Annotated in this window: 11 protein-coding genes; 5 read left to right on the forward strand and 6 right to left on the reverse strand. The window is 73.4% G+C overall.

Features of this window, described 5'->3' with window-relative positions:
* Positions 1 to 155: 155 nt before the first annotated feature.
* The 4 genes from ACFY9V_RS20180 to ACFY9V_RS20195 all read right to left on the reverse strand — a co-directional run bounded on the left by ACFY9V_RS20180 (position 156) and on the right by ACFY9V_RS20195 (position 4,629).
* The gene (locus ACFY9V_RS20180) at positions 156 to 746 is read right to left on the reverse strand and encodes a lytic polysaccharide monooxygenase (protein ID WP_355350307.1); all 591 of its coding nucleotides are present in this window, start codon (positions 744 to 746) and stop codon (positions 156 to 158) included.
* A gap of 248 nt (positions 747 to 994) precedes the next feature.
* Complete coding sequence (locus ACFY9V_RS20185; protein WP_391162199.1) at positions 995 to 2,356, reverse strand: cellulose binding domain-containing protein; 1,362 nt, start codon at positions 2,354 to 2,356, stop codon at positions 995 to 997.
* Between the two features lie 360 nt (positions 2,357 to 2,716).
* Entirely contained in the window at positions 2,717 to 3,667 is a 951-nt protein-coding gene (locus ACFY9V_RS20190; protein WP_391162200.1) for an anti-sigma factor RsbA family regulatory protein, read from the reverse strand.
* A 323-nt stretch (positions 3,668 to 3,990) separates the two neighbouring features.
* Positions 3,991 to 4,629: an alpha-ketoglutarate-dependent dioxygenase AlkB gene (locus ACFY9V_RS20195; protein ID WP_391162201.1), complete on the reverse strand. Its 639-nt coding sequence runs from the start codon at positions 4,627 to 4,629 to the stop codon at positions 3,991 to 3,993.
* A 168-nt stretch (positions 4,630 to 4,797) separates the two neighbouring features.
* Between ACFY9V_RS20195 and ACFY9V_RS20200 the strand changes: the two genes are divergently transcribed.
* Complete coding sequence (locus tag ACFY9V_RS20200) at positions 4,798 to 6,351, forward strand: ATP-dependent DNA ligase (protein WP_391162202.1); 1,554 nt, start codon at positions 4,798 to 4,800, stop codon at positions 6,349 to 6,351.
* 188 nt (positions 6,352 to 6,539) lie between these two features.
* Here ACFY9V_RS20200 and ACFY9V_RS20205 read toward each other — a convergent pair whose 3' ends face one another.
* Positions 6,540 to 6,917 carry a hypothetical protein gene (locus tag ACFY9V_RS20205; protein ID WP_355350292.1) on the reverse strand — a complete coding sequence of 126 codons (378 nt, stop codon included), beginning with the start codon at positions 6,915 to 6,917 and terminating at the stop codon, positions 6,540 to 6,542.
* A gap of 126 nt (positions 6,918 to 7,043) precedes the next feature.
* On the opposite strand from ACFY9V_RS20205, the gene ACFY9V_RS20210 reads away from it, so the two are divergent.
* Both ACFY9V_RS20210 and ACFY9V_RS20215 read left to right on the forward strand, forming a co-directional pair.
* Complete coding sequence (locus ACFY9V_RS20210; RefSeq protein ID WP_391162203.1) at positions 7,044 to 7,478, forward strand: YchJ family metal-binding protein; 435 nt, start codon at positions 7,044 to 7,046, stop codon at positions 7,476 to 7,478.
* The gene (locus tag ACFY9V_RS20215) at positions 7,439 to 8,101 is read left to right on the forward strand and encodes a hypothetical protein (protein WP_391162204.1); all 663 of its coding nucleotides are present in this window, start codon (positions 7,439 to 7,441) and stop codon (positions 8,099 to 8,101) included. The genes ACFY9V_RS20210 and ACFY9V_RS20215 overlap by 40 nt, the downstream gene beginning before the upstream one ends.
* 9 nt (positions 8,102 to 8,110) lie before the next feature.
* Here ACFY9V_RS20215 and ACFY9V_RS20220 read toward each other — a convergent pair whose 3' ends face one another.
* Entirely contained in the window at positions 8,111 to 9,370 is a 1,260-nt protein-coding gene (locus ACFY9V_RS20220) for an MFS transporter (RefSeq protein ID WP_355350283.1), read from the reverse strand.
* A 434-nt stretch (positions 9,371 to 9,804) separates the two neighbouring features.
* On the opposite strand from ACFY9V_RS20220, the gene ACFY9V_RS20225 reads away from it, so the two are divergent.
* Positions 9,805 to 9,975 carry a hypothetical protein gene (locus ACFY9V_RS20225; protein ID WP_355350281.1) on the forward strand — a complete coding sequence of 57 codons (171 nt, stop codon included), beginning with the start codon at positions 9,805 to 9,807 and terminating at the stop codon, positions 9,973 to 9,975.
* Between the two features lie 396 nt (positions 9,976 to 10,371).
* Complete coding sequence (locus ACFY9V_RS20230; RefSeq protein ID WP_355350278.1) at positions 10,372 to 10,620, forward strand: DUF5133 domain-containing protein; 249 nt, start codon at positions 10,372 to 10,374, stop codon at positions 10,618 to 10,620.
* The last annotated feature ends 154 nt before the right edge of the window (positions 10,621 to 10,774 follow it).

Here is a 10,774-nt window from a genome sequence, read left to right on the forward strand (position 1 = left end):
CTCCGTCGTCGTGTCGCGCGCCGTCCGGGCGTCCGAACGGCCCGGTACCGGCTTCGACACTGCCCTACGCGGCGGCGCGGGTGCGGCTGCCCACGCCGGGCGTTACGGTGACGCACCGTCAGCGGAGCAGGACGGCGGCGGCCCAGGACGGTGCGTCAGAACTGCACGTCGGCGCAGGAGTAGAAGGCGTTCGCGGTGTCCGCGATGGTCCAGACGCCGACGATGAGCTGCTTGCCGCTCAGCCCGCTGGGGATCGTGCCCTGGTGGACGACGGTGGCGGGCGGCTGGGAGCCGTTGTAGGGGATCTTCAGGAAGGGCGTGGTGTTGAGCATCGCCCGGGTGAGCGGCTTCTTCGGGTCGTACCCGGCCTTGGTCAGGTAGTACGAGAAGTCGGTCGTCGAGTGCCGGGCGGTCAACTTCCAGGTGAAGGTGTAGCTCTGACCGCCCGTCACGTGGGTGGCGGGCCAGCCGCCGTTGCGCGGGTCGTCGAGCTGGGCGAAGCGGCTGTTGGCGCCGCTGCAGATCTTGCCGTCGGCGGGACCGCCGGCCGGGAAGCCCTTGGGGCCCTCGACGCTCTGCGGCTCGTACTGGATGTCGCCGCAGTTCGTGACGGTCCCGGCGGCGCACAGCGCCTGGCGGCTGGGCGGGGTGCTGATGTAGCCGTGACTGCTGGCGCTTCCGGTGGCGAGCACGAACGAACCGGCGACGCCGAGCCCGATCACGGCCGCACTGATCTTCTTGCGCATGGCGTACTCCTTGAGAACGTGGGGGAGTTCCGCGGATGTCTACGGTCGTACGCGGCCCGGACCTGCCCGTGCGGCACAAGACCACACCGATCCAGGTCTAGACCAAGTCGCACCCTAGTCCCAGGATTTAGTCATGTCCACACCAAGATTCAGCCGTGCGGCGGCGCAATGTGTCCGCTACGCACGGCGGCCCGGCGAGCGGGTCTCCCCGCTCGCCGGGCCGCCGCGAGGCGCGACCGGACGGTGCGTCAGGTCGCCGTGCAGGTCAGCACGGGAACGGCGTTCCCGCCGCTGTACGTGCCCTGGAATCCGAAGTGGGTATCGGCGGACGGCGCGAGGGCGCCGTTGTAGGCGAGACTCGCCGCGGTCACCGCCGCGCCCGACTGGGCGACGGTGGCGTTCCAGGAGTTGGTGACGCGCTGGCTGCCGGGGTAGGTCCACGACACCGTCCACGAACGCGTCGCCGACGTACCGCTGTTGGCCACCGTCACATCGGCGGTGAAGCCGCTCCCCCAGTCGTTGCTCACCGTGTAGCTGGCGGAACAGCCGCTGCCGCCACCGCCGTTGGACCCGCCGGAGGTGGTCGCGGTGACCGGCGCCGAGGCGGCAGAGGTGTTGCCCGCCGCGTCGCGGGCCTTGACGGTGTACGTGTACGCCGTCGCGGCGGTCAGCCCCGAGTCGGTGTACGACCGGCCGGCGGTCGTCCCCACCAACGCGCCGCCGCGGTAGACGTCGTACGCTGTCACCCCGACGTTGTCGGTCGCCGCCGACCAGCCCAGGGAGACCGAGGTCGCCGTGGTCCCGGTGACGTTGAGGCCGCCGGGCGCGGTCGGCGCCTGGGTGTCGGAGCCGGTGCCGCCGGAGCCCGCCGCGCTCGCGCTGAAGGAGAAGCCGGTGGTGGCCAGACCCTGGCCACCCTGCCAGACCTCGAAACCGGCCTCTGCGTCGATGAGGTAGTGCGCCGGGTCGACCGAACCGCGGCCGACCGCGTCGTCGATCAGCGCCTTGACGTCGAGGTTCGAGACCGAGGTCCCGCCGCCCTGCAACACGTAGGAGATGATCTTCCACGAGGTCTGACGGCCGGTCCACACGTCCCAGTTGTGCCCCGCGGCGGCCGACGTGCCGCTCTTCCCGCCGAACGGCTGCACCCCGCCGCGGCTGTTGAGCCAGATCATGATCTCGGTGCCGTCCGGCTGACCGGCCGTGGTCGGCGTCGAGTTGATCCACAGGTCGTACGCGACGTCGTAGGCGCCGGACGCCGGTTGCACCGTGCTCCACGAGGAGACCGCGCTGCCCAGCTTGCTGATCTGGATCGGCATACCGCTGTTCGGCGTGCAGTCGCCCCAGTGGCAGCCCTTGAAGAGCGAGGGATACGTGGCGGGCGCGCCGTTCGTCGGCAGGTTGAAGTCGGCCGTCGCCAGCGACCACGCGGTGCCGCTGGAGTACGTGACGCACTGCTGCGCGGTGGAGTTCCACTCGTTGGCCTGGAGCGTGTACTCGCCGCCGGCCACCGGGAGGGTGCCCTGCGGCGCGCAGGTCGAGACGGGGTCGGCGTGCGCGGTCGTCGCGGTGGTCAGCGGCAGCAGCAGCGCCGCGACGGCGGCGAGCACCGCGACCGCCGGGCGCAGCCGCCGGAGCGGATGGTGCCGGTTCCGACGGAGCGGACGGGGCGGACGGGGCAGCCGGGGCCGTGCGAGCGGCCCGGAGCGAGGACGGGCGGGATGACGTGTCACTGGTAAGTCCCTTCACCAGTTCGTGGGGGGATGGGTGACGGTTCGGCAGCGCAGAGCACAGCACAATGGGAGCGCTCCCATATCACCGCGTTCATGTAGCCAGGCCCCTCCCCCGGCGTCAAGGGGTCCGCATGGCGGAGGGTCCCCGCCGTCCGCGTACCGCGAGACCACACCGTGCGCGCACAGCGAAAGGCCCCGCTCACGCGACGTCGGCGTGGCGGGGCGGTTCGGGGTCGGTCAGTCCGCGGCTCCGGCCGGGACGGGAGCGCCGCCGAGGTAGCAGCGGATCGCCGTGCCGTCGGGGGCGGCGTGGACGCGGACGAGGTCCGCGATGTGATTGACCATCAGCAGACCGCGACCGCCCGGACGGCCGTTCGGAGGCAGGCGGCGGCCCGCCATCGGGTCGCTGAGCCTGCCGCCGTCGCGGACCTCGCAGACCACCTGGTCGTTCTCGGTCCACAGCCGGATCGTGCCGGAACCGCCGCCGTGCAGAACGCTGTTGGTGATGAGTTCGGAGACCGCGAGGGCCAGGTCGTCCAGCCGGGCGCCGGTCAGGCCGAAGCCGCCCGCCAGCCGGACGGCGAAGCGCCGCGCGTCGCGCAGGCGTTGGTCGTCGAAGGCGAAGGACGCGGCGTCCCGCGGCTCGGGCAGCGGGGTGTTGCCGGAGGCGACGGCGTGGTCCGGCGCGTAGCGGTCGCTGGGCCGCTCACGGCCCGCCTCGATCACCACCGGATGGGTGGCGTGCGCGTCGTCCAGGACGTCGGGGGCGAGCCCGGCCGCGTCGTACGGACACAGGATCGTCACCTGCCGTCCGGCGAAGGCGGTGTTGATCAGCGCCTCGTGCTGGACGCAGGCCGGGTACTCCAGCGCGGTGCGCCCCGGCCAGATCGGCTCGCCGATGATCCGGACCGGACCCGGCGGCTGCGCGTCGCAGAAGGCGCGGAGCACGGCCGGAATGATGCGCCCGGGGTTGCGCCCGGCCGTGGTCATGTCGATGAAGCGCACGGCGCCCGCGTCGGACCCGAGGGCGGTACGCAGCAGGCCGAGTCCGACGGGCGGGGCCGCGACGGCGACCGGTTCGCCCGCGGCGAGGCCGTCCCGTACGAAGGGGACGGTGCCGTCCAGATACTCGCGCGCGCCGCGGTAGAACAGAGCGGGATGGGAGAAGTTCCGGGCAGGACTGATCACGGCGCCACCGTTCGCGACATCGCACGGCAGCGTCCCGGTGGCGTTTCCCACGCCTCTCGCGTCGGCCTCGACGCCCCCTGACGCCGGCCGACCGCGATGTCCACCCTGAAGGCCCCCTTCGGACACCTGCGGTTTTTTCGGACACCCCTTGACAGCGGTTTCGGACAACAGTGCTGTCACCGCCAGTATGCTCCTCGCCCGACGATCATCAACCCCGGGAGCCGCCTGGCCGCCGTCCGCGCCCGCAGCGCGGGCCGCTACCCCGGAGAACCGACCGGTCCCGCGCCGCTCCGCGCCGGTCCCGCACCAACTCCGCACCGGTCCTACGCCACTCCGCGTGGCCGGAACTGGACGCTGATCCGCCCGCCCACCGCTCCCCGCGTCTTCGGCACCGCGTGATCCCAGGTCCGCTGACAGGAGCCGCCCATCACGATCAGGTCGCCGTGGCCCAGCGGCTGCCGGACGGTGCTCCCGGCGCCCCCGCCGCCGCGCGGCCTGAGCAGCAGCGGGCGCGGCTCCCCCAGGGACACGATGGCGACCATCGTGTCGTGGGTGCCGCCGCGCCCGGAGCGGTCGCCGTGCCAGGCCACGCTGTCCCGGCCGTCGCGGTAGAAGCACAGTCCGGCGCTGACGAAGGGCTCGCCCAGCTCGGCCGCGTAGTGCGCGCTGAGCCGCGCGCGGGCGTCGGTGAGCACGTCGGCGGGCAGCGGGTCGCCCTCGCGGTAGTGGGCGAGGAGGCGGGGTACGGCCACCACGTTGTCGTACATCCGGCGCCGCTCCTCGCGCCAGGGGACCTCCGCGGCCAGTTCCGCGTAGAGGTCGTCGGCGCCGCTCAGCCATCCGGGGAGCGTGTCGATCCAGGCGCCCTGTCCGAGGTGGGTGCGGCGGGCTCCCTCCAGGTCACCGAGGCCCGGAGCGCCGCCGCCGAAGATGGACGCTTGCTGAGGGGACGGGTGGCTCATGCGCCGAGCCTACCTCGGCTGTCGTACACCTGTTCTATTGTGTGCCGTGTGCCGAACGTGTGCCGAACGCGTGTGCCGGATGTCTGCCGGGCACACGTCGGGCATGCGTCGGGCACACGTCCGGCACACGCCGGGCGTTCCCGCCCGGTTCGCCGCAGGATGGAGAACATGCTGTTCGCCGAGGTCGCCCGTGTCTCGTACGAGGTCGCGCACACATCAGCGCGGACCCGCAAGACGGCGCTGCTGGCCGAGTTCTTCCGGGCCATGGAGCCCGAGGACGTGCCAGTCGCCATCGCGTATCTGGCCGGACGCCTGCCGCAGGGGCGGCTCGGCGTCGGCTGGGCGGCGCTGCGGGACCGCGCCGAGCCCGCCGCGGAGCCGACGCTGACCGTACGGGCGGTGGACGAGGCGCTGACGGCCGTCGGCGCGGTCGCGGGCGCCGGGTCGCAGGGCCGGCGGCGGGACCTGCTCCAGGGCCTGCTGGGCGCGGCGACCGAGTGGGAGCAGGAGTTCCTGGTCGGGCTGCTCACCGGCGAGGTCAGGCAGGGCGCGCTGGACGCCGCGGCGGCGGAGGGCCTGGCCGCCGCGACCGGCGCGCCGCCCGCCGACGTACGCCGCGCGGTGATGCTCGCGGGCGCCCTCGAACCGGTTGCGCGGGCCCTGCTGGCGCGCGGCCCCGGCGCGCTCACCGAATTCGCCCTCGCGGTCGGCCGGCCGCTGCTGCCGATGCTGGCGTCCTCCGCCAAATCGGTCGCCGAGGCGGTCGCCAAGGCGGGGCCCTGCGCGATCGAGGAGAAGATCGACGGCATCCGTGTCCAGGTGCACCGCGACGGCGAGTCGGTCCGGATCTTCACCCGCACGCTGGACGACATCACCGAGCGCCTGCCGGAGGTCGTCGCGGCCGTCCGCGCGCTGGGCGCGGACCGTTTGGTCCTGGACGGCGAGGTGCTGGCGCTCGGCCCGGACGGGCGGCCCCGGCCGTTCCAGGAGACCGCGGGCCGTGTCGGCTCCCGCGTCGACGTGTCGGCGGCGGCCCGCGCCCTGCCGCTGACGGCGGTCTTCTTCGACGTGCTCGCCGTCGGCGACGGGGACGCCACCGACGACCTGCTCGACCGCGGCTACGACGAGCGGCACGCGGTGCTGGCCGGGCTCCTCCCCGAGGAGCTGCGGGTCCGGCGGACCGTCGTGTCGGACCCGGCGGACGAGACGGAGCTGCGGGCCGCCGAGGACTTCTGGCGGGCCACGCTGGACCGCGGGCACGAGGGCGTGATGGTCAAGGCCGCCGACAGCGGCTACGCGGCCGGTCGGCGCGGCGCGTCCTGGATCAAGGTCAAGCCGGTGCACACCCTCGACCTGGTGGTGCTGGCCGTCGAGTGGGGCCACGGCCGCCGCACGGGAAAGCTCTCCAACCTCCACCTGGGCGCGCGCGACGGCGACGGCTTCGCCATGCTCGGCAAGACCTTCAAGGGCCTGACGGACGCGCTGCTCGACTGGCAGACCGAGCGGCTGCTCGCCCTGGCGGTCGGCCCCACCGACGGATACGTGGTCACCGTGCGCCCCGAACTGGTCGTCGAGATCGCCTACGACGGCCTCCAGACCTCGACCCGCTACCCGGCGGGCGTCACCCTGCGCTTCGCCCGCGTCGTGCGCTACCGCGAGGACAAGACGGCGGCCGAGGCCGACACGCTGGAAGCGGTACGGGCGGCACACGGCGGGACGTGACGCGGACGGACGGCGGGACGTGACGCGGACGGACGGCGTACGGCCGGACATGCCACGGACGGACGGCGTACGGCCGGACCTGGCGCGGACCGCCGGCGTACGGCCGGACGTGCCGCGGACCGCCGGGCGGCGCGCCCTCCCGGTCAGGCGGCGCCCCGTCCCGGGCAGTCGGTCACGCGGTCACGCGGTCACGCGGCGCCGTGGTTCTCCAGCCGGAAGCGCGCCTCCTGCTCCTGGTCGCCCGCCGCGGTGCCGACCACCCGGACGGTGAACGCCTCGGCCAGGCTCTCCCGCAGCCGGTCCACCGCGCGGTAGCCGCCCTGGGCCGTGACCGTCAGCGACTCGCCGAGCCGCGCGGGTCCCGGCACCCCGAGGGTGCGGGACACGTCGAAGGTGGCACTCCAGACCATCGGCCGCCCGTCCGCGGAGTCCTGCGGGATGTCGTCGGGCTCTCGGTCCGAGGCGAAGCTGGTGTTCAGAGCGTCGAGAACGGTCTGCGCGTCCTCCTTCGCGCAACCGTCGAAGGTGACCGCTACCTGGGCTGACTCGTCTTGCGCCGTACTCACGGGGATTCCTTTCGGAGGAGGATGGTGGCGCGCGCACCCGATTTGCGCCACGGTCAGCACTTTTCCGCTGCGGGGCGGGCAAAACCCACGACTCCCGCGAATGGCGGCGTCCGCCACAATCAGAGGATGCCCCGACGTCAGAACCGCCGCCCGGCGGCCACCCGGCTCTCCCCGACGGCTCCCTGCCCGTGCGGATGGCCCGCCGCGTACGACGACTGCTGCGGCGCCCTGCACCAGGGACGGTCCGCCGCCACGACCGCGGAGCAGCTCATGCGGTCGCGGTACGCCGCCTTCGCCGTACGCGACGCCGCCTATCTGCTGCGTACGTGGCACTCCGGCACCCGGCCGCCGGGCCTGCGCTTCGACGGGGACGTGCGGTGGACCGGCCTCGACATCCTCGGTTCGACCGGCGGCACCGCCTTCCACACCGAGGGCACCGTCGAATTCCGCGCCCGCTTCCTGGCCGACGGCCAACCGGGTGACCAGTACGAGAACAGCCGCTTCGGCCGCGAGGACGGTGCGTGGGTGTACGTCGACGCGCTGCCCGAGCGCAGCGGATGACGGCCCTCGACCCGGCCGTACGCGCGGCCCTGGCGCGCGAGCTGCTGGACGCGCTGGCCGCGTACTGCCCCGGCTCCCGGACCCGGCTGCGCGGCTCGCTGGCCGCGGGCACCGCCGACGCCTACAGCGACATCGACCTCGAATGGACCGTGCCGGGCGACCGCTTCGCCCACTGCGTCGACACCGCCGCCGTGGCGTTGGGGCGCGTCCGGCCGCTGGCCTCGCTCCGCGTCGACCCGGAGTCGGCCGCCGCCATGGGCGAGCGGCTGCTCTTCGCCGCCTTCCGCGGTCTTCCGCTCTTCTGGCGCCTGGACCTGTCCGTCCGCGCGGAGCCGGCCGGGTCGGCCACCGTGCCCGCGGCGCCCGCCACCGCCTGGTCCCCGGCCGCCAGCGCCCTGGCCAACGCCGTGGCCACCGTCAAGATGCTGCGCCGCGGCCGTCCCGATGCCGCCCGCGGCCTGCTCACCCGCGGCTTCGCGCGCGTCGGCGCGCCCGACCACCTCACCGACGGCGCCTTCGCCGACGTCCTGCGGCTGACGGCCGCCGCCGTCGCGTACGACCCGTCGCAGGCCGGTCTGGCCGCCGCCGTGTCGGCGCTCGCCGAGGAGCGGCCGCGCCCCTGAAGGCGGCTCCTAGGCCACCGGGCGGCGGGCGTCGTAGGCGACGAAGCCGCGCTGGAAGAGGCCGATCAGCGCGATGGCCGAGATGCACGCCAGGCCGCCGCCGACGACGGCGACCGTGGGCGTGAACAGGTCGGAGACGGAACCCGCGAGGAAGTCGCCGAGGCGGGGGCCGCCGACCACCACGACGAGGAAGACGCCCTGGAGGCGCCCGCGCATGTCGTCGGGGGCGGCGGATTGCAGCATGGTGTTGCGGAAGACCATCGAGACGGTGTCGGCGCAGCCCGCGAAGGCCAGGAAGAGCAGGCCCAGCCAGAGGTTGCGGGTGAGGCCGAAGACGGCGACGGCCGCGCCCCAGGAGCCGACGGCGAGCAGCACGGCGAAGCCCTGGCGGTGGACCCGGCCGAGCCAGCCGGAGAAGACGCTGCCGAGGAGCGCGCCGACGGCGGGGGCCGCGGCGAGCAGGCCGACGGTGCGGGTGTCGCCGCCGAACCAGAGCCCGGCGACGGCGGGGAACAGCACGCGGGGCTGGGCCAGCACCATGGCGGCGAGGTCGGAGACGAAGGTGGTGCGCAGATTGGGCCGGGCGGCGAGGTAGCGCAGGCCCTCGATGACCGACGGGCGGCGGCGGGCCGCGCCGTCCCCTTCACCGGGGAGCATCGCGGGCAGCCGCCACATCGCGTAGAGGGAGGCGCTGAAGGCGGCGACGTCGACGGTGTACGCGGCCTGGTAGCCCCAGGCGCCGACGAGGACGGCGCCGAGCATGGGTCCGGCCATCTGGCCGACCCCGCCCGCGAGCGAGGCCAGCGCGTTGGCGGCGGGCAGCCGCTCGGGCGGCAGCAGGCGCGGGATCATCGAGGAGCGGGCGGGCGAGTTCATCGCGAAGCAGACCGCCTGGAGCGCGACGACGGCGTAGAGCAGTGCCACGGACCTGAGATGGCCGAAAGCCGCCGCGGCCAGCACGCCGGAGCAGACGGTGGAGCCGGCGGCCGTGATCAGGCCGAGCTTGCGCCGGTCGACCGCGTCGGCGACGGCGCCGCCGTACAGGCCGAAGACGATCAGCGGGACGAGCGAGAAGAGGCCGACCAGGCCGACGTAGAAGCTGGAGCCGGTGATCGCGTAGACCTGGAGCGAGACGGCCATCGCGGTCATCTGCTGGCCGATGTACGACACGGTGTTGCCGAACCACAGGCGGCGGAAGTCCGGGTGCTCGCGCAGCGGGCTCACATCGGCCAGCAGCCGGCGGCGGGGCTTGGCCGGCGGCGCGGACATCTCCGGCTTTCCGGATATTTCAGGCGCGCGTGACCCGGATGGCGCAGGCCCCTCGTCTCGGTCCTCTTCGCTGTTGAGCACGAGGAACCGTAGCAACCATGCGCCGCACGGCAGCGGCCAGGGCCGGTTTCGCTCGCGCGCACGGCACTTCGCCACTGTGCGTAGCGCGCCGGAAACCGGCTGGTGACGGAGGACGGGCAGGCTTACGCTGTGCGGGACGAACCGGTCTCAGGGGATGTACCGAACCCCGGGGCCCGTCCCGGAACGAGTCGCCCACCTCGGCCGCGCTCCGGTCCTCCCCTTCGCCCCCGGGCGTGGGGGGCCCAAGGCGCCACCGCGTCCGTACCGCCCGAAGAGCCATCCCACCGGGCGCCGGGCGCGGTCGGACGGCCGCGTCGGGTGTCGCCGGTCCACGCGACGCAAAGGAGTGCGCGGTGTCACCTGATCAACTGAAGCGCAATGAGTCGGCCGAACGAGGCGGCGACGGTGCCTCGCTCCTGGCCGAGGAACGCCCCCTGGACACCTGGTCCCGGTGCGCGCCGATCCGCCTCGCCGGTTACGAGGACGATCTGACGGAGACCCACATCCTGCGCGGCATCGACTAGAAGGCCGCCCGGACGACACCGCGTCCGACAAGCAGTCAGCTGTCGACCTGTCACCGCGTCATGTCGTGGCGACAGGTCGACTCGTCGGTACGTCGGTACGTCGACACCCGGTGTTCGACAACCGGCCGCCCGGCGCCCGCGCGAGCGGCATTCCTCGGCACGGCGGCGAAGACGAGTCGAACATCACGTTCACCGGCCCCCGTTGTGGACATGAGTGTCATGTACCGTGAAGGGACTACTACTTCGCACCCCTCGACCCCTATCCGGGGCCTGCGCAAAGACGCGACGAAGAAGAGGGTGCGGCCCGGCAGGCAATTTTTTTCGCCGCTCTCACGCATGGAACAGCGTGGGCCGGGCAGGCGCGTCCCGACTTCGCCGACATCGAGGAGTACGACGATGCTGATGGCCCACCCGACCGTCCTTCGGAACCTGGTGGAACGCTACGAGACGCTGACCGCTGAGGTCGAGACGGCGAAGTCCGTCGACCCGCGCGTGCGGCAGCAGCTCCAGGACACGGCGTACACGCTGTGCGTGTCGACCGGCACCCGGGAGATCGCCCCGGCGCTGGCCGCCGCCCGCGTGCACATGGAGCGCCACCTGTTCATGGACGAGGACGACGAGACCGAGGACGCTTCGGCGGCCTGAAGCCGGACCCCACGACAGACGTCACAGCGGCGGGGGGGGGGGGGGGGGGGGGGCGGCGCCGGGGGGGGGGGGGGGGCCCCGACAAGCGAAAAAGAACGGGCCCCGCCGGTGGGAAATAGTAGTGGGGGGCGGAAGCCGGGACACACGTCACAAG

This window comes from Streptomyces sp. NPDC008317 (assembly GCF_042955955.1).
GTDB lineage: Bacteria > Actinomycetota > Actinomycetes > Streptomycetales > Streptomycetaceae > Actinacidiphila.